At 57.5% G+C, this 26,592-nt stretch carries 28 protein-coding genes; 13 read left to right on the forward strand and 15 right to left on the reverse strand.

All coding sequences use genetic code 11. From position 1 onward, the window contains the following. Positions 1-18: 18 nt before the first annotated feature. The gene (locus AC2FJE_RS15920) at positions 19-561 is read right to left on the reverse strand and encodes an RES family NAD+ phosphorylase (RefSeq protein WP_496761142.1); all 543 of its coding nucleotides are present in this window, start codon (positions 559-561) and stop codon (positions 19-21) included. Further along, on the reverse strand, positions 558-908 hold the full coding sequence (locus tag AC2FJE_RS15925) for a hypothetical protein (RefSeq protein ID WP_282170348.1): 351 nt from the start codon (positions 906-908) through the stop codon (positions 558-560). Before AC2FJE_RS15925 ends, AC2FJE_RS15920 begins: the two co-directional genes overlap by 4 nt. A 381-nt stretch (positions 909-1,289) precedes the next feature. Here AC2FJE_RS15925 and AC2FJE_RS15930 point away from each other — a divergent pair, with 381 nt between their 5' ends. Beyond that, entirely contained in the window at positions 1,290-1,868 is a 579-nt protein-coding gene (locus AC2FJE_RS15930) for a helix-turn-helix domain-containing protein (RefSeq protein WP_282154130.1), read from the forward strand. Between the two features lie 119 nt (positions 1,869-1,987). Further along, positions 1,988-2,878, forward strand: a complete 891-nt coding sequence (locus AC2FJE_RS15935; protein WP_282170347.1) for a LysR substrate-binding domain-containing protein — start codon at positions 1,988-1,990, stop codon at positions 2,876-2,878. Here the strand turns inward: AC2FJE_RS15935 and AC2FJE_RS15940 are convergent. Genes AC2FJE_RS15940 through AC2FJE_RS15950 form a run of 3 tightly spaced genes read right to left on the reverse strand, consistent with a single transcriptional unit; the run spans position 2,865 to position 5,076 of the window. Then, positions 2,865-3,437 carry a thiamine pyrophosphate-dependent enzyme gene (locus AC2FJE_RS15940; RefSeq protein ID WP_496761143.1) on the reverse strand — a complete coding sequence of 191 codons (573 nt, stop codon included), beginning with the start codon at positions 3,435-3,437 and terminating at the stop codon, positions 2,865-2,867. The genes AC2FJE_RS15935 and AC2FJE_RS15940 overlap by 14 nt on opposite strands. Continuing rightward, on the reverse strand, positions 3,434-3,982 hold the full coding sequence (locus AC2FJE_RS15945) for a decarboxylase (RefSeq protein ID WP_496761144.1): 549 nt from the start codon (positions 3,980-3,982) through the stop codon (positions 3,434-3,436). Before AC2FJE_RS15945 ends, AC2FJE_RS15940 begins: the two co-directional genes overlap by 4 nt. Continuing rightward, positions 3,982-5,076, reverse strand: coding sequence for a pyridoxal phosphate-dependent aminotransferase (locus tag AC2FJE_RS15950; RefSeq protein WP_496761145.1), 1,095 nt, complete (start codon positions 5,074-5,076; stop codon positions 3,982-3,984). Before AC2FJE_RS15950 ends, AC2FJE_RS15945 begins: the two co-directional genes overlap by 1 nt. Positions 5,077-5,206: 130 nt before the next feature. Between AC2FJE_RS15950 and AC2FJE_RS15955 the strand changes: the two genes are divergently transcribed. Genes AC2FJE_RS15955 through AC2FJE_RS15985 form a run of 7 tightly spaced genes read left to right on the forward strand, consistent with a single transcriptional unit; the run spans position 5,207 to position 12,810 of the window. After that, complete coding sequence (locus AC2FJE_RS15955) at positions 5,207-6,229, forward strand: succinylglutamate desuccinylase/aspartoacylase family protein (RefSeq protein ID WP_496756727.1); 1,023 nt, start codon at positions 5,207-5,209, stop codon at positions 6,227-6,229. Further along, a complete protein-coding gene (locus tag AC2FJE_RS15960; RefSeq protein ID WP_496761146.1) occupies positions 6,230-7,690 on the forward strand; it encodes an aldehyde dehydrogenase in 1,461 nt (486 codons plus the stop codon). Positions 7,691-7,714: 24 nt separating this feature from the next. Continuing rightward, complete coding sequence (locus AC2FJE_RS15965; protein WP_496756730.1) at positions 7,715-9,085, forward strand: Rieske 2Fe-2S domain-containing protein; 1,371 nt, start codon at positions 7,715-7,717, stop codon at positions 9,083-9,085. Next, positions 9,082-9,714, forward strand: a complete 633-nt coding sequence (locus AC2FJE_RS15970; protein WP_496706684.1) for a hypothetical protein — start codon at positions 9,082-9,084, stop codon at positions 9,712-9,714. The genes AC2FJE_RS15965 and AC2FJE_RS15970 overlap by 4 nt, the downstream gene beginning before the upstream one ends. Continuing rightward, positions 9,714-10,340 carry a hypothetical protein gene (locus AC2FJE_RS15975; protein WP_496756733.1) on the forward strand — a complete coding sequence of 209 codons (627 nt, stop codon included), beginning with the start codon at positions 9,714-9,716 and terminating at the stop codon, positions 10,338-10,340. Before AC2FJE_RS15970 ends, AC2FJE_RS15975 begins: the two co-directional genes overlap by 1 nt. After that, positions 10,340-11,530: a YlbE family protein gene (locus tag AC2FJE_RS15980; protein ID WP_496756735.1), complete on the forward strand. Its 1,191-nt coding sequence runs from the start codon at positions 10,340-10,342 to the stop codon at positions 11,528-11,530. The genes AC2FJE_RS15975 and AC2FJE_RS15980 overlap by 1 nt, the downstream gene beginning before the upstream one ends. Then, complete coding sequence (locus AC2FJE_RS15985; protein WP_496756737.1) at positions 11,527-12,810, forward strand: amidase; 1,284 nt, start codon at positions 11,527-11,529, stop codon at positions 12,808-12,810. The genes AC2FJE_RS15980 and AC2FJE_RS15985 overlap by 4 nt, the downstream gene beginning before the upstream one ends. A 4-nt stretch (positions 12,811-12,814) precedes the next feature. On the opposite strand, the gene AC2FJE_RS15990 is transcribed toward AC2FJE_RS15985, so the two are convergent. The 6 genes from AC2FJE_RS15990 to AC2FJE_RS16015 form a co-directional block, all read right to left on the reverse strand. Continuing rightward, positions 12,815-13,747, reverse strand: a complete 933-nt coding sequence (locus tag AC2FJE_RS15990; RefSeq protein WP_496761147.1) for an AEC family transporter — start codon at positions 13,745-13,747, stop codon at positions 12,815-12,817. A 91-nt stretch (positions 13,748-13,838) separates the two neighbouring features. Continuing rightward, positions 13,839-14,252 (reverse strand): RidA family protein, encoded by a 414-nt coding sequence (locus AC2FJE_RS15995; RefSeq protein WP_496756741.1) that lies wholly within the window; start codon positions 14,250-14,252, stop codon positions 13,839-13,841. Between the two features lie 13 nt (positions 14,253-14,265). Continuing rightward, a complete protein-coding gene (locus AC2FJE_RS16000; protein ID WP_496756744.1) occupies positions 14,266-14,763 on the reverse strand; it encodes a sarcosine oxidase subunit gamma family protein in 498 nt (165 codons plus the stop codon). 1 nt (position 14,764) lies between these two features. Continuing rightward, a complete protein-coding gene (locus tag AC2FJE_RS16005) occupies positions 14,765-17,635 on the reverse strand; it encodes a 2Fe-2S iron-sulfur cluster-binding protein (protein ID WP_496761148.1) in 2,871 nt (956 codons plus the stop codon). Further along, the gene (locus AC2FJE_RS16010) at positions 17,622-17,879 is read right to left on the reverse strand and encodes a sarcosine oxidase subunit delta (RefSeq protein ID WP_282121036.1); all 258 of its coding nucleotides are present in this window, start codon (positions 17,877-17,879) and stop codon (positions 17,622-17,624) included. Before AC2FJE_RS16010 ends, AC2FJE_RS16005 begins: the two co-directional genes overlap by 14 nt. Positions 17,880-17,893: 14 nt before the next feature. Further along, on the reverse strand, positions 17,894-19,144 hold the full coding sequence (locus AC2FJE_RS16015; protein ID WP_282154146.1) for an FAD-dependent oxidoreductase: 1,251 nt from the start codon (positions 19,142-19,144) through the stop codon (positions 17,894-17,896). Between the two features lie 307 nt (positions 19,145-19,451). Here AC2FJE_RS16015 and AC2FJE_RS16020 point away from each other — a divergent pair, with 307 nt between their 5' ends. Then, complete coding sequence (locus AC2FJE_RS16020; RefSeq protein ID WP_496761149.1) at positions 19,452-20,240, forward strand: phytanoyl-CoA dioxygenase family protein; 789 nt, start codon at positions 19,452-19,454, stop codon at positions 20,238-20,240. Between the two features lie 113 nt (positions 20,241-20,353). Here AC2FJE_RS16020 and AC2FJE_RS16025 read toward each other — a convergent pair whose 3' ends face one another. Together AC2FJE_RS16025 and AC2FJE_RS16030 are read right to left on the reverse strand one after the other, a co-directional pair. Next, positions 20,354-21,400, reverse strand: a complete 1,047-nt coding sequence (locus AC2FJE_RS16025; RefSeq protein WP_496756752.1) for an aromatic ring-hydroxylating dioxygenase subunit alpha — start codon at positions 21,398-21,400, stop codon at positions 20,354-20,356. A gap of 96 nt (positions 21,401-21,496) precedes the next feature. After that, positions 21,497-22,426 (reverse strand): LysR substrate-binding domain-containing protein, encoded by a 930-nt coding sequence (locus tag AC2FJE_RS16030; protein WP_496756756.1) that lies wholly within the window; start codon positions 22,424-22,426, stop codon positions 21,497-21,499. 96 nt (positions 22,427-22,522) lie between these two features. On the opposite strand from AC2FJE_RS16030, the gene AC2FJE_RS16035 reads away from it, so the two are divergent. The 3 genes from AC2FJE_RS16035 to AC2FJE_RS16045 all read left to right on the forward strand — a co-directional run bounded on the left by AC2FJE_RS16035 (position 22,523) and on the right by AC2FJE_RS16045 (position 25,023). Continuing rightward, positions 22,523-23,608 carry a hypothetical protein gene (locus AC2FJE_RS16035; protein WP_496756758.1) on the forward strand — a complete coding sequence of 362 codons (1,086 nt, stop codon included), beginning with the start codon at positions 22,523-22,525 and terminating at the stop codon, positions 23,606-23,608. Positions 23,609-23,760: 152 nt separating this feature from the next. Continuing rightward, positions 23,761-24,702 (forward strand): fatty acid desaturase family protein, encoded by a 942-nt coding sequence (locus AC2FJE_RS16040; RefSeq protein WP_496706672.1) that lies wholly within the window; start codon positions 23,761-23,763, stop codon positions 24,700-24,702. 3 nt (positions 24,703-24,705) lie between these two features. Beyond that, positions 24,706-25,023 carry a non-heme iron oxygenase ferredoxin subunit gene (locus tag AC2FJE_RS16045; protein ID WP_496761150.1) on the forward strand — a complete coding sequence of 106 codons (318 nt, stop codon included), beginning with the start codon at positions 24,706-24,708 and terminating at the stop codon, positions 25,021-25,023. Between the two features lie 12 nt (positions 25,024-25,035). Here the strand turns inward: AC2FJE_RS16045 and AC2FJE_RS16050 are convergent, their stop codons facing one another. Together AC2FJE_RS16050 and AC2FJE_RS16055 are read right to left on the reverse strand one after the other, a co-directional pair. Beyond that, positions 25,036-25,644 (reverse strand): glutathione S-transferase family protein, encoded by a 609-nt coding sequence (locus AC2FJE_RS16050; RefSeq protein WP_496756762.1) that lies wholly within the window; start codon positions 25,642-25,644, stop codon positions 25,036-25,038. Positions 25,645-25,657: 13 nt separating this feature from the next. After that, complete coding sequence (locus AC2FJE_RS16055; protein WP_282170329.1) at positions 25,658-26,539, reverse strand: amino acid ABC transporter permease; 882 nt, start codon at positions 26,537-26,539, stop codon at positions 25,658-25,660. Positions 26,540-26,592: the final 53 nt, after the last annotated feature.

The following is a 26,592-nucleotide window of genomic DNA, read 5'->3' on the forward strand; positions in this document are numbered from 1 at the left end:
TTTTTCGAGATCAGGGGGTTATTGCCAGGATACATCACTGTTCGGTAGATCATCCCGGTGTAGGACCATCACCACATTTGGGCTGCTTGACGGCAAATGGTCAACCGCGTCCCAATCCCAAAGAACCAGATTGATGTCATCAGGCGTGGCCCCCGATGCGAAACTGTTCACCAGAACACCGGCGTAGCCTTCGCCTTTCAGACTTTCCGCAACATCATGAGTTGAAGGAATCAATTCCCTGTGCATCTCGGATTCCCAGTTATCATTGGCGAGATCCTCCCAGGAAATACCCAATGCATGTCTGGTATCACGGCTGGTCAGATCAGCGATATGAAGGCAATCAACCGCCAAAAAATAAAATGTATAGGGTTCTTGATTCAGGCTGAAACGCACCTCGCGCGCGGCTGTTTCATGGGAAAGCGACGTATATAGCGCGGGCTCACCGATCGGGTTAAACCGCCCACCGCGTCGCGCAGCCCCCTCCCCTGATGTCGGCAGGTACGACCAGCGCGGTTTGGCGGCACGGATGACAGTACGCTGCACCCGGATGGCATGCTTCAAGCGTAACCACCTTCTAGACGCCGCAGAATATGGGACTTCAACGCCGTGTTCTCTCCATCCTTTACGATTTCCTCAGGCGTACGCCCGCCAAACCCCACAATGGGCTCGGATCGATACCAAGCATAGGCCATAAGCGAGCTTCCAACAGCCGGTGCAACGGCGTTCAAAATCTCAACTAGATGACGCAATGATGTCTGGACCGATACGGAAGCTACACGCTGCCGCCGAGACAAGGATTCCGGAGCAATGCCTAAGGTCTCACCAATCTCGCGTTTGGTGGTTTTAAGATGCCGGGCCAGACGATCCGGTGAGATCAATCGGTCTTCTACAAGATCACGTAATTCCATATCGATCACTCCTGATGCCACAATATATGGACCAATTTATTGACAATCAAGGCTGCCCGGCCATTTGCCACGTACTTTGCAGCAAAAAATCAAGCCGCCTAGGCCGGTATGGTCATGGGTCCGCGCGATCCGAGATGAACAATGCGATCAACTTGGCAATGCCGTCTGATCCTTCCCCAACTGAAGTTGTCCGCTCTATATAGTTAGGAAACGGAGGATCAACTCTGCGGGACAAGTCGGGTACCTTCGGAATGGTGTATCGCTACTCTGCTGAGTGGCCTTCAATAACCTGACGAAGACCAATTGACTGAATGCTAAAAACTGACACAACTAAGACTAACAATCTTCTATGCAACTACAGCAGTATCGGCACTGAAAACTGTGATCAAACAAAGAGATATCGAGCGTGAAGTCGGGCAAACTTTGCAAAGGCTACGGCAGGAACGCAATCTGATCCTCTCTGAGCTGGCGACAACATCGCAGGTTTCGACCTCGATGATCAGCCGTATTGAAAACGGTAGCGTCTCTCCGTCTCTTGGCACGCTACAGGCATTGGCGGACGCGATGAATGTTCCTCTGATGGCCTTGTTTGCGGATACGGAAGTTTCGGCCGACGTACATCACGTCAAAGCAGGCGAAGGTCTCATGTCCCGGCGTATTACGCAGGGCCACGTGCATAACTACCTTTTACTTGGTAAACATGGCGGACCGGGAGGCCTGTTTCAATCTGCCCGTATTACCATTTCAAAGGACCAATCTGGGACATTGCCCAGTTACCAGCACGAAGGCTGTGTTTTTCTCTACATGATAATGGGCGACGCAATATACAGGTGTGGCACCGAGGATTTTGTTATGGCAACTGGCGATACCCTAAGCTTCGATGCCAAGCTGCGTCACGGGTTTTGCAAGATCGTGTCGGATGAGATCGAATTCATCACTGTATCAACTCGCCCGCAGTAAATTTAGACCGCGATTTGACACCCTCGAGCCGTATAACCTACCCGGACCGTTTCATATTCTTGTATTATGTGAAACTATGAATAATCCAACCGCATATCCCAATCAGGCACTGAGCCCCCATGAAAATTACGTTCAAACAGGTTGATGCATTTCGAACCGTCGTCTCCACCGGAACTGTAACCGAAGCGGCAGCGATGCTGGGCATCTCACAACCCGCGGTCAGCCGCCTGATCTCGGATTTCGAGGCCGAAGTCGGTTTTCAGCTGTTTCAGCGCTCGGGCCGGGTCCTGGTACCCACGGATGAAGCACGCTTGCTGGTGGAAGAGGTTCGGCAGGCCGTTAGCGGCATGGAGCACATAAAGGATTCCGCCACAGCCATTGGGAAGTTCGGTCACGCGCGGCTTAACCTGGTGATCACGCCGGGGGTGTCCTCTCAGCTTGCTCCGGATCTGCTTCAGGAGTTTTCAGCTACTTGGCCAAAAGCCATGGCCCGAATGGAAATCGCGCCCAGCGATGACGCCGTCGAATGGATGGTTTCGCAGAATTACGATTTCGGGATCACGACAACCCAACCCGCCAACCCGTCCTTTGACAGCCTGGTTATCCGGAACAGCGACGTCTGTTGCGTCGTTCCAACCGGCCATCCTCTGGCAGAGAAAACCATAGTTCAGGCGCAGGACCTGGCGGGTAAGAGCTTTATCTCATATATGCCGTCCTCACGCTTCCGGTTTGAGATTGACCAGTTTTTTGAGGCCAAAGGGATCTCACGTCAGATGCAGTATGAGACCCGCACTACCGACGCAGTGTGCCGTCTGGTCGCGCGCGGTCTAGGAGTTTCTGTTGTCGGAGCAAGCCTGGATTATCTCAAAACCATTCCCGATTGTGTCGCGCTGCCTTTTGCGGCGCCTCTGACGTTTCGAGCAGTCCTGTTCTGGTCCAAGAACAAGCCCTTGTCCGCCGTGGGACAGTCCTTTTTGAAGATCGTGCAATCGCAGATCAGCGACGATTAAGCGCCTCGCGAAAACTGGCTCGCGCCTGCGCGCTGTGGATATAGGCGTAGTCCCGAGGGTAAGGGGCACCTGCCGTCAGTTCCATCGAGACGAATTGCGGGCCGGTGGATGACAGAACCTGAGGCACCGCAGCTGAAAACTGATCCAGCTCGGTAAAGCGCTGCACACTGGCATACCCGGCAGCCCAGGCCATGGCCGCAAAATCAACCCTATCCGCACCAGGCAGGGGATGCGACCCGTTCACCTCATAGACCCGGTTAGCCGACAGAAAATGATAGAGGTTCGTTACTCCCGCATTGGCAATCGTCACCAATGTCCCAAGATTCATCAACAGGCTGCCATCGCCATCCAGAACGATGACCCGCCTGTCAGAATTGGCCAGCGCCAGACCCAGACCATGTGACGACGCCTGCCCCATCGCCCCGACGGCCACGTAATTTAGGTCGCGCGGATTCAGGGCAAGCCAGTCGAAACAGCTCTGATAAACAGCAACAACAATATCGTCATCACGGACATGAGGGATCAGGGCCTTAAGCGCTGCGTCGCGGTGCATGGTCATGATGCCTCCGGTGCTCGGCCGATCAGGAATATATGGGGTCTCGAAGTTGCATAAGCCGCTTCAATCGCCTGCGGGATATGCGCCTCGTCCCCCGGCCATTCGATCAGGGAATGTGACAGTTCCATCGCATCCAACACCGGCCGAACAATCCGCACCCCGTAAGAGGCAGATTGGTCCGGATGAATATGTGGCTCTTTACCCTGCAGGCCAACCATCATGACCACCGGCAGTTCATAATCGACGCCAATGGCCCGGATCGCATTCAATGAATCCATCAGCCCCGTTTGCTGCATCATCAGGATCGCGCGCGTGCCGTTAAAGGACATCGCCCCGCAGATGCTGACGCCCTCATCCTCCTTGCAGATCCGGGTCAGGCGAAATTCGGGATCTCGCGAGATCGGCCAGAGCAGCCCGTCACTGGTAACGATGTCCGGCAATGCCACGATTTCGCCAACACCCGCCGCTTTGATAGCAGCGATGATAGCCGCACCTGAAGGATGCTTGACCTGCGGCGTACATTCGGTCGGTAGAGGGGACGCAACCATCAGGCACCTCCGTCCAGAAATGCGGCAAGCCCATCCCGCGCCGCTTGCAGTTCATGCCTGTGACCGATGGTGATGCGAATAAAATCACGGTAGGCGGGTGAGGCGAACCGACGCACAGAAATCCCCTGTCCGCGCAGGAAAAGATCGGCCGCTTCGGCAGATTTCACAGGGTCCGGAAAATGAACCAGCACGAAATTGGCCTGACTTGGGACAACATGCAGACCCATTTCCGTTAGCGCGGCGCTAAGCCAGGCTCGGTTGTTCAAATTAGTCTCTCGCACGAAACGGGTATGTGCCGTGTCTTCCAGCGCCGCGACAGCCGCTGCGACCGAAGAGGACGCCACCGGGAAAGTCAGGCCGATCCGACGCACACTATCCACCACATCGTTGGACCCGTACATCCAACCAACACGCGCACCAGCCAGCCCGAATATCTTGGAAAATGTCCGGCACATGACCACGTTGTTGGCAGCCTCTACCAGCTTATGCGCGGGCTCATAATCTGCCGCATCGACATATTCCTCATAGGCAGCGTCCACGATCAGCAGGACGTTTTCCGGTAGCGCGGCATGCAGGCAGCGCAGCTCTGCGCTGTTCAGATAGGTGCCTGCCGGGTTCTCCGGATTGGCGAGGTAGACGATCCGGGTTCGTTCGGTCAACGCATCGATCATCCGGTCGACTGAAGGTTTGAATGCGTCATCCGCGACCGACACCACCTCGGCATCGTTGGCAAAAGCATAGTTGGGCACCTTGAGATAGCCATTGGCGCTGCGGATCAGCTCGGTACCTTGCCCTAGGTAGGCCCGGGCCAGACGGGCCAGCAGATCGTCCGATCCCTGTCCTGTGGTGATCCGGGCCGCATCCAACCCGTACTGCGCGGCAATCGCCGGGGCCAGAATATCGTCAGGGTTTTCCAAATAGCGCTCGACATTGCTGATTGCCGCACAAGCGGCAGCGCGGGCAGACGGGCTAGGACCAAACACGCTTTCATTCGAGTTCAAAAGAATCGCAGGCGGTGGAACGTCAGCAAACGCCCCTCCAATCATATGAGGTTTAATCCTGCCTATTCCTGTTTTTGCGAGGGTTATGCCCATCCAATTCCTCCGGCACCACCAGATGGCGGCAATGGCAATTTTCACCATATATCACATAGCGCCGCGTTTTAAGCAATTCACTTTCAAAAAAATTATGTTATGAAGACTGGGACTCAGCAAAAGAACCCGGATGACCGATACGTTTTCGCCCCAACACAGCAGGCTTCACCTGACCATCGATCTGGACGCGCCAGGCCGACAGTCCGGTGATCTGATGCTGAAATGGTCCGACAATGCCGTACCGTTGGGATACCACCCGATCCCGGTCATCAGCTTACGTGGCAAACCCGGACCTTCTGTTCTAATTTTGGGCGGCACTCATGGAGACGAATTCGAAGGACCTGCCGCGATCCTGCGGCTTGCGGCACAGCTGAACCCATCTGACCTGACCGGACAGGTGATCCTGATCCCGGCCTTGAACGCCCCTGCGTTTCTCGCCTCATCGCGGGTGTCGCCATTGGATGGGCAAAACCTCAACCGGGCTTTTCCTGGCACCGCGAATGGCGGCCCGACAGCGATGCTGGCGCATTTTGTTGAAACTGTACTACTGCCGCGCGTAGATGCCGCCATTGACCTGCACTCGGGTGGCAAGGCATCTGTATTCGAGCCCTGCGCCTTGGCAGCGCGGGGGGATGACGCGGATCTGACCGCTTCCAACATGGAACTAGCCTGCGCTTTCGGGTTGCCTCTGATCTGGGTGCTGGGCGCACATAACGATAACCGAAGTGTGAATGCCGCCGCCGCGCGGGTTGGGGTCCCGATGATCGCAGCTGAACTCAGCGGCGGGGGTGGTGTCGATCCGCATGCCGCGGACCTTGCTGAAACCGGACTCAAACGCTGTCTGAAGCATTTAGGTATCCTGCCCGGCGGTGCTCCGGACCCTGTTTCAACGCAATGTGTGGAAATCGCCGATCCATTGCATTCAGTCCATGCACCCGCAGATGGGCTGTTCGACCGACGCTGCACCGCAGGACAACAAGTCAAACGAGGCGATCTGGCAGGCACGCTGCATTTCCCCGCCGAACCGGAACGCTCGGTAGTCGAACTTAAATTTCCCACAGCCGGGCACGTTCTGGCTCATGGCAATCGTGGCATGGTGCGCCGTGGCGATCTGTTGGCATTGGTGGCTCAACCGCTGTCCGAGGAACGTTGAATGAAAACCTATTCCCCGTTCATTTCCGGTGCCTTTGTCGATTGGGACGGTGAAACCCTGCCCAGTATCGACCCCGCCACCGGTCAGGTGTGGAGCATGATCGCCCGTGGCGACACACAGACCGCCGACATAGCCATCCGGGACGCCGACCAGGCCTTCCGCAGCGGGCCATGGGCCAAAGCCGGGCCGACAGAACGGGCGGATATGCTGGACCGTTTAGCTGACATGCTGGAAACTCGGTGGGAAGACCTTGTCACACCCGAAATTCACGACAACGGCAAACGTATTACTGAGGTGCGCGGGCAGTTTGCCGGGTTGCACAGCTGGTTTCGATTTTTTGCTACAGAGGCACGCAAGCTGCGGCCCGAACCTCAGGCCAATTCCATCCCCGGTGTGCATAGCGTGGGCCACTTTAAGCCCTATGGCGTCGTGGTCGCCATCACGCCCTGGAATTCTCCGCTGATGATCCTTGCATGGAAGCTGGCCCCGGCACTGGCAGCTGGCAATACGGTTGTAGTGAAGCCCTCAGAAATGGCTTCGGCATCAACCTTGGAATTTGCACGCCTGGCACATGAGGCGGGACTACCGCCCGGGGTGCTGAACGTCGTCACCGGACTGGGTCATGAGGTCGGCGAAGCACTGGTCCGCCACCCTCTAACACGCAAGGTCACCTTTACCGGTTCGGACTTTGGAGGACGAAAAGTGGCTGAGGCTGCCTCAGCCGGTGTAATCCCGGCGGTGCTGGAACTGGGCGGGAAATCTCCGCAGGTGGTGTTTGCCGATTGTGACATGGACAATGCGGTCAACGGAATTCTGTCCGGCATCTTCCTGTCAAATGGCCAGACTTGCGTCGCCGGATCGCGGCTGATCGTTGAGGCCGTGCTGAAGGACAGGCTGTTATCCCGCCTGATCGACCGCGCCCGCACATTGCAGATGGGGGATCCGATGGACCCGGATACTCAGATCGCACCGCTGGCCAATGAACCGCATCTGCGAAAGGTTACGGCAATGATCGACCGCACCAAAGCCGACGGCGCGGTTTGCTTACTGGACGGCACCGCCACAACGGCAGGCAGAAATGGGTTCTATATCGGACCAACGGTATTCGACGATGTAACCCCCGGCATGCAGCTCTGGCGTGAAGAAGTGTTCGGACCGGTTCTGGCCATCACCTCTTTCACCACCGAAGACGAAGCCATCGCGCTGGCCAATGACAGCGACTACGGGCTGGCCGCCGGTGTCTGGACCACCGATGCCGACAAGGGCGCGCGGGTAGCCGAGGCAATCGAGGCGGGCACTGTTTACATCAACCATTATCGCAGCGTTGACCCTGCCTGCCCCATTGGTGGGGTCAAACTGTCGGGCTACGGGCGTGAATTGGGCCCGGACGCCATAAGGGATTTCTGTCAGGTCAAATCGATCTGGACCGGCACCACGCCGGTGTCCGATCCGTTTCCCTGACCACCGATACGCACGGAGGACGGCATGAACGATCATTTCTCAGCCCCCAAGGGCAATTTCCGCGGTCACGACCAACAAAAAGTCTGGCAACAGCAACCTGACCCGGAACTGACCGAGGTTGGCCCCGGCACTCCGTGCGGCGAATACCTGCGCCGGTTCTGGATGCCGGTGGCTATGACCGATCAGATTGGCGACCTGCCCTATCGCCTGCGTATTCTGGGCGAAGATCTGGTTCTGTTCCGCGAAAAGAAAGAAGGCAAGCTGGGCCTGACCCATCTGCATTGCTGCCACCGCAACATGAGCCTGGAGTTTGGCATCGTTGAGGAAGGCGGAATTAGATGCTCATACCACGGTTGGAAGTACGGTTTGGACGGCACCATTCTGGAAACCCCGTGTGAGCCGCCCGCCTCACAGGTCAAAAAAAAGGCCTGCCTGGGGGCTTATCCGGTGATCGAGTACAAGGGTTTGGCCTTTGCATTTATGGGCCCCCCTGACGAGCAACCCCCGTTCCCAGTAATGGACACATTTGACGAAGATGGCGACGAGTTGGTGCCTTACCTCATCAAATCCCCGTGCAACTGGCTTCAGGTGATGGAAAACGCATGGGACCCGTTCCATGTTGTCTACCTGCATACACTGGCTGTACGCAGCCAGTTCATCGACGCCTTTGCTGAAATGCCGATGATCGAGTTTCACGATAGTCAAACGGGCGATTTTTACACCAATGTCCGACGTGTCGAAGATATCGTCTGGGTGCGCATACATGACCATATGCTGCCGTCGTTCACGCAAAATGGCGGCCACTTCCCGGTGCCAGACGGGTCACGCTATTTTGGGCGCTGCGGGCTGTCGCGTTGGATAACCCCAATTGACGACACCAACACGATGGTCATCGCATGGCGCCACTTCCGGGATGCGGCGGCGAATGACGATCCAAAGGGCCTAACGGACAAAAGCAAAGTGGGCTTTGGGATGACGGACTTCTATGGCCAGGATCCTGATCGACCCTATGAGATGCGCCAGCGGGACCCCGGCGACTATGACGCCTGGGTCAGTCAGGGGCCGCGGAACGTCCATGCCCGTGAAAACCTCAGCTTTACGGATCGGGGCGTGGCCAAGGCACGCCGCCTGTTGCGCAACGCCATTCGAGCGTTGAAAGACGGTCAGTCCCCTCCGCAACCGACCGACAGCTTTGCCGGTCAGGTGATACCGACCTATGCCGGGGACACAATGCTACGCATCCCGCTTCAGGACGGCCGCGACGATAGTGCAGTGCTCAAGGAAATCTCGCATCGGGTAGCTGAGATCTACAAATCTGGCGACCAATTGCAGGGCGAGACCCGCAAGACGTTCATCGTCGATGCGCTGAAAAAGTACGAGGCAAGCTGGTCATGACCAATCGTGTTCCACATAATCCGGGTCGGGTCGACTGGTCCGGCGAAAACCCCGGCATTTATCTGAAACAGAACTCGACGCAGGACCACTATGGCACTCTGGCGCTGTTCTTCCGGGTGGTACTGTCGCCCTATGGTCGGGGCCATGCCGCATTGATCCTGGGCGCGCCGGATCAAGCGCAGGGTTGGCCGCACGCACCCAATCTGATCATGACGGACAACCAACGCATGATGCGCTGGATCGTGGATGGCTGGGTCACCAAGATGCCCACCTTTATCGGAAAGGCAGGCCTCGACGCGATGAGCTGGCTGGACTGTGACAGCGTCGAAAAACGCCCTGGCGATTTGAGATCGCGCTATTCCGAGACCCTGCGCGGCTCGGGCGTCACGGTCGAGATGATCTGGCAGGAAATGGGTCCACCCTTGCCGGTTGAGGTCACTAAGGAAAACTCGGCAACCAAAGAGCATGAGATGTATTCAGTGTTCCTCGAGGCCAAGGCGGCGCAGGTCGTCATCAACGGCACCCCGCTCCCCGGTCAGGTCGCAAGCCGCCAGTTCTTTGGCCGCACCATGTCTACCGCCTTTCTGGCCTTTTCCGAAACCTGGGTGACCCCGCAGGAGGATCTGTAATGCCGTTGAACGAACCGATCACCCCCGGGACAGTCGACTGGACAGGCGAGAACCCCGGCATCCTGCTGAAAGACGACAACAACAATTTCACCGCTATGGCGCTGTTCTTTCGCGTGGCATGGTCTCCGGTCGGTCAGGGTCAGGTGCTGCTGCTGTATGGAACGCCAGATCAAGTGGACGGCCCCCCGGAGGCACCGAACGTAATCCTGAGCGATAATCTCGACCTGACTGCCTTTCTGAAGACCAATTTCATCAGCAAACTGGCCGCTTTCGCAAATGCTCCCGCTTTTGCTTCTCTCCCCGAGATAGGCGCGCAGGTCGTCCGATCCTCGGGCGATCCGATGAGCCACCGCTATACCGAAACCATCGCCGGAGAAAACCTGACAGTTGAACTGGTCTGGGAAGGGCTCGAGCCGCCTCGCGCGCTGGAGCTGTCTCCGCATGAGGTCGCTTCGGGCGAGCAGAACATGTTCTCGCTACTGGTGCCAGCACATTCGGCTCAAATCATCGTTAATGGTCACGCATTGCCGGGCAAGTTGGGCACACGGGTGCAGGCTGGGTATGAAACAACGACTGCCTTCCTCTACTTCTCGGAAACATGGATCATACCGCCGGAGGATACTTGATGCTGCATCCGGCTGATCAGCTGGCGTTCGACAAGGCCATGGTGACACAACCGGTCTGGAACCGGTTCAATACAGCATCCGAGGCGCTGAGGTTGGACGAAAATGTACTGCTACATGCCGGTCCCGCCTTCGCCAGCCCGGATCAGATCACCGCGCCGATCCTGAACTCGGCCTGTGTCGCTGCAGTCTGGCAAGGGCTAGCACAGAATTTCGATCAGGCCGAGGCGATGATTAACGCAGGCGAGATCGTGCTGAAACCCGCGCAAGACCACGATGTCGTGACACCTCTGGCCGCCGTGGTCTCGGCGGATATGCCCCTGCACACAGTCTATGACGCGTGGCGTGGCCAACAACGTGTTTACGCGCCGATCAATGCAGGCAGCCGCCCAGCGATGCGTTTAGGGCTGAGGTCCGAGGCGGTGCTCAACCACATTCGCTGGCTCAACACCCGGTTTCTTGATGTTCTGGAGAAAGGGATTGCCGAAGGGATCGCGCTGGTCCCGCTGGCCGTGATCGGCCTGATGGGCGGGGATGATTGCCATGGCCGTACACCCGTGGCCGCACAGGCGTTGATTGCTGAACTCAAGGATCGCACCACCGGCGGGATCACGGATGACGACGTGTTGGCCTTTATGGACAGCTCGCCCTCACTGTTTCTCAACCCCTGGATGGCGGCGACCAAATGCATGATGAAACTGGCGGAGGGCATTGAAGGATCAAGCTTCGTCACCGCTGCAGGCGGCAATGGGCGCGAAGTTGGCATCCAGATCTCGGGCCTACCGGGCCGTTGGTTCACAATTCCGGCCAGCCCTCCCAAGGGGGCGTTTGACGTGGATTTGCCGCAGGTCCGCGCCCTTGGCGCGATCGGCGACAGTGCCGTGGTCGAGGCATTCGGGCTGGGGGCAATGGCCATAGATCTGAGCCCTGAACAAAAGAAGGGTCTGGGTGCCTATCTGCCCGACGACGCTCAAGCGCGAATGTCAGGTCTGTCAGTCGGAACGCATCCGTATTTCCGCGCCTTGGATGTTCGGCTGGGCAGCACGGCGCGGGGTGCCGTGGAACAGGGTTTGGGGCCTGTGATCGGGCTGGGCATTCTTGACCGATTGGGCGAGGCCGGTCGCTTGGGCGGTGGCATCTACGACATGCCAGTCGCCCCCTTTGCCGACGCGTTGAAAGCGCTGGAGGCATGACCGGGCTGAACCATCATTCTGCCCATGAACTTGCCACATTGATCCGGGCAGGTGAGGTGAAGCCTTCCGAGGTTATGGCGGCCCATTTGGACCGGATCACAAACCGTGAACCCGTCATCGGGGCTTTTCAAACCCTCGATGCGGACCGCGCCATGGAGCGTGCAAAGGCCGCCGATACTCTCCCCGTTGGTAGGAGGCTCCATGGCGTGCCGTTTGTGATCAAGGATATCATCGACACCGAAGACATGCCGACAGGATGGGGTAGCGACCTGTATGCCGGGCGCCGCCCCGACCGCAGTGCAGTCTGCGTTCAGGCTTTTTTGGACGCGGGCGCGATCCCAATCGGAAAAACCATCTCCACCGAATTCGCCTACTTCAAACCCGGTAAAACTGCCAATCCGGCGAATCCCGTGCATACGCCGGGTGGCTCGTCATCCGGCTCTGCCGCAGCTGTGGCCGATTTCATGGCTCCGCTCGCATTTGGTTCGCAAACCGCAGCCTCGCTGATCCGACCAGCAGCGTATTGCGGGGTCTGCGGGTTCAAGCCAACCACCGGACGGTATGTTCTGACGGGTGTCATGGGCTTGTCCCAAAGCCTGGATACACTCGGCCTTCTGGCTCGTGATCCCCGCGACTTTGTGCTGACCGATGCGGTAATGTGCCGAACTGACCCGGCACCGCCAGTTGAGTTCGACGAGGCTTTGCCTCGGATCAGCCTAATGCGCGGCCCGCACTGGCGGGACGGTTCGGTCGAGATGCGGGACACGTGCACGCGTGCGTTAGCCGCCCTTGCCGTAACGAGAGCCGAGACCGGCGAAATTGCTTTTCCACCCGTTTTTGCCGAACTTACGCAGGCTCAGATTACCGTCATGGGCTACGAGGTCGCGCGGCAGCGCGCTGCAGAATACGCTGTAGGCATGCCCGCCATCAGCCCGCAATTTCACGACCTTGTCACAGCGGGGCTGGCCGTTACCGACGCAGAATACCAAGCCGCGCTGGACCTACGCGACCGGGCGGGCGCGATGCTGGATCAGATGTTCCGGGATGTGGACGCTCTGTTGGTCCCGTCGGCCCCCGGACCAGCCCCTGCCGGTTTGGACGCTACTGGAGATCCGCTTTTTTCCCGGATGTGGAACCTGTTGCAGGTGCCTTCGGTCGCTTTGCCATTCGGGACCGACCAGAATGGCCTGCCGCTTGGCATTCAATTGATCGGACGAAAGGGTGATGACGCCCGCCTGCTGGACATCGCGGTCTGGGCCCATGAACACTTGTCGCAATGACCGCTTAAGGAATTAGGGGCAGCAGCAAAGCAAGTGATACGGGAATGCTGACGGCTGCTATCAACGTCTGCAACGTGACAATGGCCGCCATCAGCGGCGCGTCTCCACCCAAGTGCTTGGCCAGCGTGTACGAAGACGCACCGGTCGGCACCACCGAATAGACGACGGCGATCTGCAGAACCTCCCGCGGCAGTCCTACCAGCAATCCGATCACCAATACTGCCAGAGGGAAGACAATCATCTTGCCCGTGAAGGCCAGAATCAAGGGCAGCGCACTGGCGGCCATGGCCCGGACTCTCAGATTGGCACCGACAGCGAGCAATGTGATCGGCAAAGCGCCTGCACCCAGAACATCCGTCACATCATGCACGACCGCTATCCTGTCACCGATCAACTGGTTGGCACAGACCGCCAGAAAGATCGAAATCACGTACGGATTGCGCGCGAGTTCCCGCAGGACTGCAACGGCCAGGCTGTTGGTCCGGTCGCCTTTGAGCGCACCAACCATCAGAACCACCATGACGATATTAGTAGTGGGCACGAGAATTGCGGTCGCGAGGATCGCAATATCCAACCCCGCCGGCCCATACAAGTTGGCAGCCAGCGCAAGCCCGATGAATGAGTTATGTCGCGCGCTGCCTTGCAGGATCGAGGTGGCCTGCGGCGGCGCAAAACCCATCAAACGGGCACTAAGAAGCGCAAACAGAAGCGCCACAACGAACCCGCCCAGAATAGCAACCGAATAAAGACCCAGCGCCGACTTGTCCAACGGCGACAGGGAAATTTTGCTGAACAGAAGGCATGGCATCAGAACCCAATAGACAAGCTTGTCATTCAGGTTCCAGAAATCCGTACTGGGAATGCCGCCCTTGCGCAGGGCCAAGCCTAGCGCAATGATCAAAAAGATCGGCAGTATCGAGGTGAGTGTCGAAAGCATTACAATTCGCAGACAAAACTGGGCCGGCTCGACCGGACACTGTCATGACCGGCGTTTCTACGCAATACGATGTCAGATAGACCCGAGTTCCTCAGCCCGGGGTATCAGCATCATCGTCGATTACAGCCATCGCGTCGATCTCGACCAAAAGCGACGGATCGGCCAACCCCTGCACAACCACGCCTGTCGAACAGTGATGAACACCTTCGAACCAGCGATTGATCGCCTCGTAAACGGCCGGACGGTACGAAATATCGGTAACGTAGACAGTCAACTTGCAGACATCGGTCAAGCTTCCCCCGGCCTCTTCCATCCAGCGCTGGATGTTGCGGCAGGCCTGATCTGCCTGCGCGCCCGGGTCGCCTTCGCCAACCAGTGTGCCATCCATCAGCGTGCCGACCTGTCCCTGCATGAAAACAAAGTCACCCCGGGCGCGGATCGCTTTGGAATAAGTTGCTTTCGCATGATAGCGCGTCTGGTACTTGTGGATGTGCGTTCGAGCCATGCCGACCTTCCCCTCAAGCCGTGGCGCGGATCAGATAGTCTTCGACCATATCCGCAAAGCTTTGTTCGACCGCGAACTCAATACCATCCTGACACCGCATCACCAAAGCCTTGAGGCCAAATACTTCGGTATAGGAAACCGCGTCCGTCCCAAACACGCTGTCATGCAGGTCCATCGGGCAAGCAATTGACATCACCTGACCTGCATCTGGGCCAGTTATGCGAAAGAAGGTCATCGTGTCCGAGACCCGAACAATACTGATATCTGCCGGGCAGTCCGTGGGCTTCAGCCGGGCTTCCATCGCGTCTTCCTGTGCCAGTGGGGCGCGGGTGATCCAGTGGTTACGACCAATGTAGAACAGTTCGATGCGGTCCTTTTCTGTTCGGCTGTTGGGGCGGAGCGGCAAACTCGGCAAAGCGTCCCCGGCCCATTGCGATACGGCGTCAGGCGCGCCTTTGAGGTCGAACAGAGCCTTCAGGCCGCACCGTTCAATTGTGACGTCATAACTCATCTCAAGACCTCAGCAATTTGCCGTCGGGGTCGTGAAAGACCGGTTTCGTGACCGTGACCGGGATCACGTCATCCTTCAGCCGGACGTGGGCGGTTTCGCCCTGCCGCGCGTGGCCATCTTCCAGCAACGCCAGCCCAACCCAGCGGTTGTTTACCACGCTCCATACACAGGCAGTGACCAACCCGCCGGTGGCTTCTTTCCGACCTCCGGGCGTCAGTGGTGCACCTTCGGGGATTTGCTTGTTGGGATCATCCGCCAGAATTCCGACCAGCTCGCGCCGGGTACCGCCGCCTGACCTGCGCAGCTGGACCGAGCGTTTGCCCAGATAGTCAGGCTTTTTCTTGGACATCGCCCATCCCATTCCCAGATCATAGGCATCCACCGTACCGTCGACCTCATGCCCCAACGACAGGAACCCTTTTTCGACCCGCAGCACATGGCTGGATTCCGAACCCACAGGCAGGATACCAAAGGGCGCACCGACCTCCATCACCTTGTCCCAAAGGACCGCCATGTGGCGCGGGGCTACGTTGACCTCATAGGACAGTTCACCGGTGAAACTCACCCGCACCACCCGCGCCGGGAAACCAGCGACGGTGCCTTCGCGGAAGGACATGAAAGGGAACGCCTCGGGCGACAGGTCGATATCCGAGCCCAACGCCTGCAAAACTTCACGCGCCTTGGGACCACAGATAGTGGCATTATTCCACTGACTGGTGACAGTAGTGATCAGCACCTGCCAGTCGGGGAATTCGGTTTGCAGCAGCTTTTCCATATGCTGGTTCACCGCATCCGCGTGACCGGTCGAGGTTGAAATCATCCAGCGGTGCTCATCCAGTCGGAAGGCAACGCCATCGTCCAGGATCAAACCATCTTCAGACAACATCAACCCATAGCGCCCGTCACCCGGTTTCAGCGTGGACATAATGTTGGAGTAGATGAAATCTAGGAATTTCGGAACGTCCCTTCCCTTCAGTTCAAACGTGCCAAGAGGTGAGCCGTCATAGACGCCGACGCCTTCACGAACAGCGCGGCATTCGCGGTTTACCGCCTCTTGCAGGCCTTCACCCGGCTTCGGAAAATAGCCCGGACGCCGCCAGCGCGCGCCGGCTTCATACATCACAGCGCCGTTGTCCTTATTCCATTGGGTTACAGGGGTATGGCGATAGGGAAATAGCCGCCAGCCTTCCCGTAACCCGCCAATCGCACCGAACGAAACAGGCGTGTAGGGGGATCTAAATGTGGTTGTTCCAACCTCTTGCAGCGGCACGCTCTTTTGCATCGCAACAGTGCCGATGATGTTGATATTGCCGGTTTTACCCTGATCGATCCCCATGCCGCCGGTCGTGTAGCGCTTGACATGTTCCACATTGTCATAGCCTTCGCGCAGGGCCAGATGCACATCGCTGACCGAGACATCGTTCTGCACGTCCAAAAACGCCTTCCCGCGCTGTCCCGGCACGTTGACGCGCCAGAGAGGTTCGATCGCGTAGGCCAGGTCTTCGCCACCACCAACAATCCTATCCAGCGTCAGATCACCAGCCGCTGCGCCCACAGCGCGACAAGTCTGAACCGCCTCGTCAGGAACGAAGGCTGCCAGATCCTCATCAAATCGCAACGTGCTGCGGGATTGCGACCAAAGATGAACGGTCGGGTTCCAACCGCCGGAACAACCCAGCACATCACAGTCGATCCAGCGACCCGCCCCTCCGGTCACGGGAACGGCTTTGACTGCGCGCACACTTTTGCGCCCGCGCACGTCACCAGCAACGGTTGCGGCATGAACCGGAATATCCGGCACCAGCTCCAAAGCTTCAGGTGGAACGGTTTTGCGACAGTCGAGGATGGCCTCAACTTGCATACCGGCTGCTGCCAGATCGGCCGCCACGGCATAAACACTGTTGTTGTTTGTAAACAGCACCACACGCTGCCCGGGCTTAACGCCCCAGCGGTTGACATAGGCCTGTACCGAAGAGGCCAACATGACACCGGGTCGATCATTGTCACCAAAGACCATGGCACGTTCGGTGGCCCCGCTTGCGATTACAACTTCCCTCGCTCGCACGCGCCAGCTGCGTTCCAAAACTCCGTCCAGTTCGGGTTCGCGTTCGTTCACGATCATCAGATTATGCTCGCGGTAGGCCCAGACGGTTGCATTCTGCAGATGGGTGACTTTCTCCATCCCACGCAGCTCAGCCACCGCATCCGCGACCCAGTCCAAGGCCGAACGTCCACCGATAGACAGGTTGCGGTTCAACAAACTACCGCCCGCCTCGGTGCCCTCATCGGCCAGAAACACGCGTTTTCCGGCGCGACCAGCCTCAAGCGCCGCTTGCAGCCCGGCTGGGCCCGCCCCCGCGATCAGCACATCGGCATGGGCGTTTCGGGCTTCAAAATGGCCTGAAGCCGGGGGGCTTTCAGGTGCTGCCGCCAACCCTGCAGCCCGACGGATTGAAGGTTCGAACAGATGCCAGTTCGGCCATTTGAACGTCTTGTAGTAAAACCCTGCGGGGATAAACCGCGAGAGTAACTGATTGATCCCGCCCAGATCGAACTCGGGCGATGGCCAGCAATTGACCGAGCGTGCGCTGAGCCCGTCCCGAAGCGGCACCGTGGTCGCGGGACGGTTGCCCGAGGCATCCTCGCCGTCCAGTTCCACCAGCGTCGCAGGTTCTTCGACCCCGTGGCCCATAATACCGCGCGGGCGGTGATATTTAAAACTGCGGGCGGTGACACGAATACCGTTGGCCAGCAGGGCCGAGGCCAACGTATCGCCCTTGAACCCTTCGTATGGCTTGCCATTGAAGGTGAAATGCAATGGGCGGTTTCGGTCAATGCGCCCGCCTGAGGCGCGGCGGTTACGTTGTGCCATCGGGTGCCTCCACAATGTCATGGGTCCGTGTATCACGCCAGATCGTGAACCATTCACCGCATCCCCGTGCGTGCCACCATTTCTCCTGAACCGGACCCAGTGGATTCGGCGTCACCGTCAGATACTCGACCCATTCCTCATCGCTGACGGCATTGGGATCGGGGCGGACCGCCCCTACCGGGCCACCATGGATAAATTCGCTTTCATTGCGCTTGCCACAGAACGGGCAGGTTATAAGCATCATGATCCTGTCCTTTCCTATCGCGCTGTGGTGGTTCCGGCTTCCATTACGAAGTCCAGATGCCGAAACCTGCCCAGTGTGAAGGGTGCCATCAGCGGGTGCGGTTCACCTTTGGCCACCAGATGCGCCAGTGTCAGCCCGCCCGCAGGGATAGCCTTATACCCGCCCCACCATCCGGCGGTGACAAACAGGCCCGGCACATCCGTCTGATCCATGATGGGTGAGGCATCATGAGCAATATCCAGATGCCCGCCCCACTGCCGCATCAGTTTGAGCTTCTTGAAACTGGGGAAAAGCGACAGCATCGCAGTCACGGTATCCTCGAATACATGTTGCTTTATGTCTCGACGGAAGCTCTGCCCCATATCGGGCGCGCCGCCGATGACCATCTCACCTTTGTCGGACTGGCTGAAATAGAACCCGCTGTCCGGACAGTTCACGATCACATCAACCAGCGGCTTGACCGGCTCGGACACAAAGGCCGTCAGGTTCATCGTCCGCAGCGGAAGTCTGAGGTCCGCAGTTTCGGTCAGCGTCGTTGTATGGCCTGAGACTGCCACGACCACTTTCTTTGCGCGAACTGTGCCCCGGTTGGTCTCGACCCCTTCGATGGCCCCATCCGCCCCGCGTAGCAGGGATTGCACCGCTGTTTGCTGATGAATCTCAACCCCGCGCGCGTCAGCCGCGCGGGCATAGCCCCAGGCCACCGCATCATGCCGGTTCACACCTGCATCCGTATGAACCATGCCGCAAATCACAGGCAGCCGTGCATCTTGGCCGCCGCCAGTCAACGCAGGAATGCGGCGGCGCAATTCCTCGGTTGTGATCTGTTCGTAGGTCGAGCCGTAGATGTCCATCACCAACTGCCGCCGCCGCAGCTCGCGCAGCTTGGGCCAGGTCTGAACCACATCCACCATGGTTCGTTTGGAATGCATCATGTTGAAATTCAACTCGTCCGTGAGCCCTTCGTACATGGCGACGGATTTGACATAGAATGGGATTGACTCATCCCTCATGTAATTCGATCGAATGGTCACCGTATTTCGCGCGATGTTGCCGCCGCCCAACCAGCCGCGTTCCAACACGGCAACATTGGTGATGCCGAATTCCTTGGCCAGATAATAGGCAGTTGCCAGCCCGTGACCTCCTGCCCCGATCACCACGACATCATAGCGGTCTTTCAACGGCGGGCTGCGCCAGACCTGCGGCCAATTCCGGTGCCCGGTTAGCGCATTGCGGGCGAGCGAGAAAACAGAATAATTTTGCATGATGGTAATAATATTTATCACTATGCACATTTAGTCAATAAATTTATCGATATGCAAAACAACTCGCCACGGGTTCTATTCCAATGCGGAAATTGCGGCTAAGATAACGGAGAAAGGTGACGCAATGAGCTTCCGTGTGGAACAGTTCCATCGACGTCTTGCCGGCAAATGGTCGGCCCGGTCGCTTTGGCCCTGCTTCATCATAAACTGCCGCAGTTCACCCACCTCGTAACGCCAAAAAAACGGGCGCAACGCGCCTACCTTCTGCAACCGCCTCAGTAAATGAGGTGACAGAAATGGACGTTACATGACACAAACACCTGACCTGAAAACCGTTCAGAATATCTATGCGCGCGACGGAGTCGTGCTGCTGAAACAAGTGCTGTCGCAGGATTGGCTGAGTAAGCTGCGCCAGGCCGTCGATGACGAAGTTGCCAAAGGTGACCGTTACTTTGCTTACAAAAACATGCGTGAAAATCCCGGCGTGTTTCAAGACTATTGCCTGAATTCTGATATTGGGCAGCGTGTGGCAGAGGTAGCAAACAGCCCTTGGACCTCGCTGATCTACGACCAGATATTTGCCAAAGAACCGGGCACAAAAACACAAACGGGCTGGCATACGGATCAACCCTATTGGCCGGTCTCAGGCCCGATCATGACCATGTGGATTGCGCTGGACCCCGTGGACCCCGACAACGGTGCGTTGGAGTTCGTAAGAGGCTCGCATGCTTGGGGCGCCAAATACCGGCCCTTCAAAACGGACCAACTTGGGGGCTTTTTGCATTATCTGGAAGTGGACAACCCAGACTATATCGACATGCCCGATTTCGAAATGAATCGCGCTGACTACGACATCTTTCATTACCCGAAAATGAAACCAGGTGATGTGCTGGCATTTGACGGTATGATCGTACATTCAGCGATGGGCAACCGCACCTCAACCCGGCGCAGACGCGGCTATGCGATCCGGTTCGCTGTGGACGGCGCAACCTATGAGCCCCGCGATACTGTCACCGAATGGCTGCACGACGACAGCTTACGCCCCGGTGCGCCCTTCGCTGGGGGCCGGTTTCCAGTGATCTACAGTGCGACATAACAAGCAAGTGGCAAACTCCGCCCTTCTAGCCAAGAATTCGGTCGGCAGGGCGGGGTCAACTTCAAATAGCCCGATCAAGTGAAACTACATAAGTAACTTTCGCAGACGACGCCTCAAGCCGGAACTGTTGTACTCACAGGGGTGGTTTCGGCTTCGATCGCGCGATCAAGCGTTTTGCGAAACAGTTTGGCACCCGCGTCCAACCCGAGATCGATGTTGGGCGTCTTGGCGTACTTCATACCCTTGTGGACTTCTTCCAGAACGTCCTTGTCCTCAAGAAACGCCATGCGCGCACCGTCATTCATGAATTTGGACACTTCCGCATTTTCGGGATCGGAATTTCGGTGCTGAAACCAGAAGTATCTGGTGCGATCTTCATCGATTGGGGTCATGAAATTATAGGAGATATTGATGAACGTTTCAGCAATGGGTTGCTTGTCATACCCGCCGGTCCCGACCGGCGTATAGATGGATTTGTTCAGCCCGATCGCGGGCATGCACATCTCATAATGCTGCAGCCGGTCGCAATCGCCGTCAAATGCCACCAGTTTGGCGTAATAGGGCGATGGCGGTTTGTTTGCAATCCAGCGCGAGACGACGACGCCACGGTCGGTCCGCTCGACGTTTAGCGGCTCTTCATCCGTTCCAGCGCCTGCAAAAGAAGATACATGCACCCAGGCGACATGGCTGGGATCAAGCAGGTTGTCGCAGACCCACAGGTAATGGCAGTCGATATCCATTACCCCACCGTCGGTCTTGCCCCAGCTGTCATCGTCAAAATTCTCGATCGGGAACATCTTGTCGGGATCCGCAAGTTCCGGATCGCCCATCCATATCCAAAGGAACCGATACCGATCCACAACCGGATATGATCTAACCACCGCCCGCCGCGGGGTCATGCCGCGCTGCGTCGGACTGTCGGTGCACTTGCCCGTGCAGTCGAATTTAAGCCCGTGATAGCCGCATTCCACGACATCCCCGATAAGGTTGCCCTTGGACAGAGGCAGCTTGCGGTGCGGGCAAGCATCCTCCAATGCGACTGGCCTGCCATCCTCCTGCCGGTAAAGCACGATATTCTCGCCCAGAAACGTCTCGGCCTTCAGCTCGCGACCGATATCTTTGCTCCAGGCGGCGACATACCAGCAGTTTCTCAGATACATTGGAATGCTCTCCAGATTGTCAGATGGCTTGTGCAAGTATGGGCGGCAAGCCCATCTTGCACCATGCTGGAATGGTAATGACTCGTATAAGTCAGGCTAATTCCCAGCGCCCGCGGCTGGCGGAATGTCCGGCTGCGCCTCAACCTCGGCACGGATCCAGTTCAGAAACTCACCGACTTTCGGGCTGTCCTTAGTTTCATGGGGTCGAACCAGCCAATAAGACAGCGGAGACTGCGTCAGCTCCGGAATTGGTCGCACCAAACGTCCATCGCACAGCGTGTCGATGACCAGAGGTTCCCGCCCTAAAGCGACACCAAGCCCCTCGATGGCCGCCTGAACGACCAGATTGGATTGCCCAAACCTCCGTGTTCGCAAGGGCCACGGTAGCGTCAACCCGCATTGCCGCGCCCAGAAATCCCACGTTGGACTTGCGGGCCCATGATGCAGGTTCTCATCCACCAGCATTGTGTGCTGCGCCAGATCTCCGACCCCACGCAAGCTTGGTATCAAAGAAGGAGCGCAGACCGGAAACAGCTGCTCGGTCATCAGCAAATCGACCTGATAGCCAGGATAATCACCCAGACCATAGCGAATGCCGATATCCGCATCCGCCCCTGAAAACGGATATTGCCCGGTATCCGTGGCAATGGAAATCGACAGGTCCGGATGAGCAAGATCAAAGTTTAAAAGGCGCGGAAACAACCAGTTGAACGCAAAACCCGGCAGACATGAAATCACGATGGTCCTGTCGGTGCGGGTCTTGTCCCTCAGCTGGGTACAAACGTCCGAAATACGCCCCAACCCTTCAGAAATGGCCAGCGCCAGCAGTTCCCCTTCGCGGGTCGGACGCGATGACCGTGCACCACGTACCAGCAATTCGAGACCAAGCCATTCCTCAAGCGCCCGCACATGCTGACTGACCGCACTTTGGCTGACACCCAGCTCAGCTGCTGCCGGGGAAAAGCCGGAATGTCGGACAACTGCCTCGAAGGCGCGCAGGGCGGAATAGGGCAGGTTTACGATCATATTAGTCACCCTAATGTCAGGCATAATCACTTTCAAATAGATTAGGCGCATAACCCGAGCCTAATCTATACTGACCGGAACCCGTAGGAGACGCGAATGTCGGACATCACACCCGAGCGCGGCGCGCGAAATCTATTGACTAATTGCGCCCACGCAACGGCAGGCGACCGGTTGTTGATCGCTTATGAACCTCCCGAACATGGCTATTTCGATGCGGATAGTGTCCAAATCGTCACGCATGCCGCGCGATCCATGGGGCTGTCGGTTGATGCAGTGAACGTAGGTTTTAATCCGGACAATCCACACCTTTCCGCTGACCTCCTGGCGCGGTTCGAAACCGCCGATATCATCCTGTTTCTGGCCCGTCTCGGGGATCAGCTCCGGTTCTCGGAAATGCCACAGGGCAAGAAGATCATCGTCAGTTTCGCCCTGAGCCGTGAGCTTTTTGGCTCTGGTTTTTCCAACGGGCATCACGATGCCTTCCTCGACATCAAGGCAGGGATCAACGGCGTTCTGAATAGGGCCGCCGACGTGCGGGTCACCTGCCCTCTGGGCACGGACTTTCAGGGGCGGCCTGAGATGAAACCGGATACGACGGGCGATACGTCGATCCTGCGCTTCCCCATGTCGGTCTTCACGCCAGTCCCGGCACACAGCTTTTCGGGCAGGGTGGCGTTGAAATTTCTGACGGGCACCGGATCAAAATACTACGATGACTATACGGTAGAGTTCGAAAGACCGGTGTTTGCGATGCTGGAAAGCGGGCGCCTGACAGGGTTTGACGGCGATCCTGCCGACGCTGCACGGGCCGAAGCTCATTATGACCGGGTCGCGGGTCAGTTCGGCATCGACCGCAACTTCGTGCATTCCTGGCATGCGGGCATCCACCCGGGCTGCGGCTACCCATGGGATATGCGCGAGAATTTCGAGCGTTGGGGCGGGTCCGCTTTCGGCAATCCGCGTATTCTGCACTTCCACACCTGCGGTGCTTATGCCCCAGGCGAAATCAGCTGGAACGTGTTTGATCCGACGGTCGTGATTGACGGTGTGACCTACTGGGAAAACGGGGCTTTCCACGCCGACCGTCTGCCTGGCGGAGCCACCATTTTGGACAAACACCCCTGCGCGGCTGCCCTGTTCGCCGACCCCGATCTGGATATCGGTCTACGCCGCACTGGCTGAGCCTTCCCGCTTGATCGAACGCGTGCCATCGCGCTAAACTGATTGCAATAGGTCCACCTGACAAGGTCCTATGGTGCGGAGCACTCCCGTCTCCGGTGCCGGTACATGCGATGAGGGCACGGCCCCCGCACCGGCAAAAATGTGGAATTCACATGTCACAAGCAATCGTAACGCCCCTGTCTCAGGCACTGGCCGAAGGCAAGCTCACGCGTGAAGAACTGAAAGGACTCATGCAACGGTCCGACGGCCCCGGCCTGCGCCATCTGGCGCTTTGGGTACTGGTACTAGCTGGCACAACTACCCTTGTCACCCTAGCCTGGAACAGCTGGCTAATCTGGCCCGCAATGTTCCTGCAAGGCATCGTTCTGGTGCACCATTTCTCACTACAGCATGAATGCGTGCACTATACGGTGTTCCGAACCCGGTGGCTGAATGACTTGGTAGGTCAGATCTGCGGCCTGATCATCATTCTGCCACATCGGTTCTTTCGCTACGAGCATTGCGATCATCACACCTATACGCAACTGACCGGGGAAGACCCCGAATTGATCCCTTTGCCCGAAACAATGGGAAAATATCTGCTTTATCTGTCCGCCTTGCCCTATTGGCGCGGCAAATTCACGGAACTGTTTCGCCACGCCAGCGGCAATCTCAGCGAGACCGAGTTGCGGTTCATTCCGAAAGTCGAACATCAGGCCGTATATCGCGATGCCCGCAGAATGCTGGCTATTTATACGGCGATCTTTCTGGGCATGGCCATCACGGGTTGGTGGGGGTTGATCTGGTATTGGGTCATCCCCCTGTTTCTGGGCGAGCCGGTGATGCGCTTCATCCGGATGACCGAACATGTCGGTCGCCCGACCGTCGCGCAGATGTCGGAAAATACGCGCACCAATCTGGTTTCGGCACCGTGGTCCTTTCTGTGCTGGAACATGAATTACCACGCGGAACATCACTATGTCGCTTCGGTCCCGTTTCACGCGCTCCCGCGCTTGCATGAGAAGCTAAAAGACCACATCCATATTGAGCCCGGCGGCTATCTGGCTGCCCACCGCGAAATCCTGCGTCAGATCCGGCACAAGGAGGAAGCGTGATCCATGACAGATGTAAAACCGTGGAGGGACGTGATCGAGGCTGCTCGGTTGGAAAAAAATTGGGTCACACGGGTCGAACTCGGCTCACGTATCATCGCAATCTACGACACACCCGGTGGTATCTATGCCTCACTGGCGCTGTGCAATCATGGCGGTGCGGATCTGTGTGACGGGTATTTCGATGGCTATGTCATCGAGTGCCCCCTGCATCAGGGCGCGTTTGATGTGCGAAATGGGCACCCGGTTTCAGCGCCTGCTACGCGGCCGATGAAAGTGTTTGAATCCCGGGTCGAAAAGGGCATGGTTCAGATCAGAGCATAGCCCCGCTTGCCCTTAACCCGGTGCCGGCAACCCCGGCATCGGGACATATCCGGGCAAAGCCTCAACACGCGCGATCCATGCCCGCACCGCCGGGTATGGAGACATCGATATTCCACCCTGATACGCCAGAGCTATGTAAGGATAGCAGGCCAGATCTGCGAGGGTGGGACGGTCGCAGGCCAGCCAGCGATGGTCTGACAAGTGTTGCTCCATGATCTTCAGGGATTTCCGCCCAAGCGCCAGCGGCTCAGCCAGATCGGTGTCGCGTTCAAACAGAACAATCGCCCGGGCCATTGCAAGGCCGTGGAAGATTTCATTCACAGAAAACGACAGCCATTGCTGTATGTCGCCGTGTTCTTTCGGTGTGGTCGGGGCCCATTCGGCTGCGCCATATTTCTGTGCCAGATAGACCATGATGGCAGTACTGTCGCGCAGGACGAACCCATCATCGTCCAGAACCGGTACCTTGTTCAGCGGATTGACCTGCAAAAAAGCGCTCTGGTTTTGGTCACCGTTCAGCAGGTCTTCGTCGATGATCTGGTGATCCCGCTGCAGCATGGACAGTAACAGTCGTACTTTGTGACAGCTGCCCGAAAGCCGGAAATCATAGAGGCGTATCATACTGGCCTATATGTCAGCGCTTATCTGACCGTTTTTCAAGCCGCGCAAACAATCGGCTAAGGCCGAAGCAAACCACAAAGTAGAAAGCGGCCGTGGTGATCCACGCCTCAAATATCATGCGGGATGAGGCCACAAGCTCTACCGTTTTATAAGTCAGTTCCTGCACGGAAATCAGCGACAGGATTGAACTGTCCTTGATCAGCGATATGAACTGATTGGCAAGCGGTGGCACCACTTTCTTCATCGCCTGCGGCAGTACCACATAGCGCAGTTCCTGAAGGCGGCTCATACCGATAGAGCGCGCGGCTTCCCGCTGACCTTTTGGGATCGACTGGATACCGGCACGCACAATTTCACCAACGAATGCGCTCTCAAAAAGGGCCAGTACTATGACGCCCGAAACAAGCGACGGGAAGCGGCGCATTTCACCGAAGAAGAACTCCCACACCTGATTGTTTTCCTGCCGCGCGATTCCGCGCGCCCAGCGTTCCAGATTCAACGCATCGATCAGCTGTTGGGACAGGAAGAAGAAGAAGATGAAAACGACAACAACCGGCGGCACATTGCGCAAGAATTCCAAGTAGGTGCGCGCCAGCATGCGGATGGTCAGATTTGATGAACAGCGGGCTACACCCAGAATGGTGCCCAGGATCAACGCCAGAATTCCGGCATAGAGGCTGATGCGAACCGTTGCGGCCAACCCTTGCAGCAGCAAATTGGCAAAGTATTCCTCACGACCTGAATGCCAGCCGACAATGTAACTGGGGATGACGTCCCAGCGCCACCTATAATTGAGCGTGCCTTCAATCGACAGCCAGATATACCCGAAAAACACGAACAGAACCGCGGCGATCAGGTAGTCCGGCCATCTGAGTTTTTTGAGAAAGTCCTGCACGCGAGACGCTCCGTATCAGATCCGGGGGGCTGCATCGCTGCCCCCCGGGTGGG

Source organism: Ruegeria sp. CDSC002 (assembly GCF_059610905.1).

Bases quoted from the DNA above. Each gene is read 5' to 3' on its own strand.
- AC2FJE_RS15925 (WP_282170348.1), bottom strand. From the start codon at position 908: ATGGAATTACGTGATCTTGTAGAAGACCGATTGATCTCACCGGATCGT.
- AC2FJE_RS15935 (WP_282170347.1), top strand. From the start codon at position 1,988: ATGAAAATTACGTTCAAACAGGTTGATGCATTTCGAACCGTCGTCTCC.
- AC2FJE_RS15940 (WP_496761143.1), bottom strand. From the start codon at position 3,437: ATGACCATGCACCGCGACGCAGCGCTTAAGGCCCTGATCCCTCATGTC.
- AC2FJE_RS15945 (WP_496761144.1), bottom strand. From the start codon at position 3,982: ATGGTTGCGTCCCCTCTACCGACCGAATGTACGCCGCAGGTCAAGCAT.
- AC2FJE_RS15950 (WP_496761145.1), bottom strand. From the start codon at position 5,076: ATGGGCATAACCCTCGCAAAAACAGGAATAGGCAGGATTAAACCTCAT.
- AC2FJE_RS15955 (WP_496756727.1), top strand. From the start codon at position 5,207: ATGACCGATACGTTTTCGCCCCAACACAGCAGGCTTCACCTGACCATC.
- AC2FJE_RS15960 (WP_496761146.1), top strand. From the start codon at position 6,230: ATGAAAACCTATTCCCCGTTCATTTCCGGTGCCTTTGTCGATTGGGAC.
- AC2FJE_RS15965 (WP_496756730.1), top strand. From the start codon at position 7,715: ATGAACGATCATTTCTCAGCCCCCAAGGGCAATTTCCGCGGTCACGAC.
- AC2FJE_RS15970 (WP_496706684.1), top strand. From the start codon at position 9,082: ATGACCAATCGTGTTCCACATAATCCGGGTCGGGTCGACTGGTCCGGC.
- AC2FJE_RS15975 (WP_496756733.1), top strand. From the start codon at position 9,714: ATGCCGTTGAACGAACCGATCACCCCCGGGACAGTCGACTGGACAGGC.
- AC2FJE_RS15980 (WP_496756735.1), top strand. From the start codon at position 10,340: ATGCTGCATCCGGCTGATCAGCTGGCGTTCGACAAGGCCATGGTGACA.
- AC2FJE_RS15985 (WP_496756737.1), top strand. From the start codon at position 11,527: ATGACCGGGCTGAACCATCATTCTGCCCATGAACTTGCCACATTGATC.
- AC2FJE_RS15990 (WP_496761147.1), bottom strand. From the start codon at position 13,747: ATGCTTTCGACACTCACCTCGATACTGCCGATCTTTTTGATCATTGCG.
- AC2FJE_RS15995 (WP_496756741.1), bottom strand. From the start codon at position 14,252: ATGGCTCGAACGCACATCCACAAGTACCAGACGCGCTATCATGCGAAA.
- AC2FJE_RS16000 (WP_496756744.1), bottom strand. From the start codon at position 14,763: ATGAGTTATGACGTCACAATTGAACGGTGCGGCCTGAAGGCTCTGTTC.
- AC2FJE_RS16005 (WP_496761148.1), bottom strand. From the start codon at position 17,635: ATGGCACAACGTAACCGCCGCGCCTCAGGCGGGCGCATTGACCGAAAC.
- AC2FJE_RS16010 (WP_282121036.1), bottom strand. From the start codon at position 17,879: ATGATGCTTATAACCTGCCCGTTCTGTGGCAAGCGCAATGAAAGCGAA.
- AC2FJE_RS16015 (WP_282154146.1), bottom strand. From the start codon at position 19,144: ATGCAAAATTATTCTGTTTTCTCGCTCGCCCGCAATGCGCTAACCGGG.
- AC2FJE_RS16020 (WP_496761149.1), top strand. From the start codon at position 19,452: ATGACACAAACACCTGACCTGAAAACCGTTCAGAATATCTATGCGCGC.
- AC2FJE_RS16025 (WP_496756752.1), bottom strand. From the start codon at position 21,400: ATGTATCTGAGAAACTGCTGGTATGTCGCCGCCTGGAGCAAAGATATC.
- AC2FJE_RS16030 (WP_496756756.1), bottom strand. From the start codon at position 22,426: ATGATCGTAAACCTGCCCTATTCCGCCCTGCGCGCCTTCGAGGCAGTT.
- AC2FJE_RS16035 (WP_496756758.1), top strand. From the start codon at position 22,523: ATGTCGGACATCACACCCGAGCGCGGCGCGCGAAATCTATTGACTAAT.
- AC2FJE_RS16040 (WP_496706672.1), top strand. From the start codon at position 23,761: ATGTCACAAGCAATCGTAACGCCCCTGTCTCAGGCACTGGCCGAAGGC.
- AC2FJE_RS16045 (WP_496761150.1), top strand. From the start codon at position 24,706: ATGACAGATGTAAAACCGTGGAGGGACGTGATCGAGGCTGCTCGGTTG.
- AC2FJE_RS16050 (WP_496756762.1), bottom strand. From the start codon at position 25,644: ATGATACGCCTCTATGATTTCCGGCTTTCGGGCAGCTGTCACAAAGTA.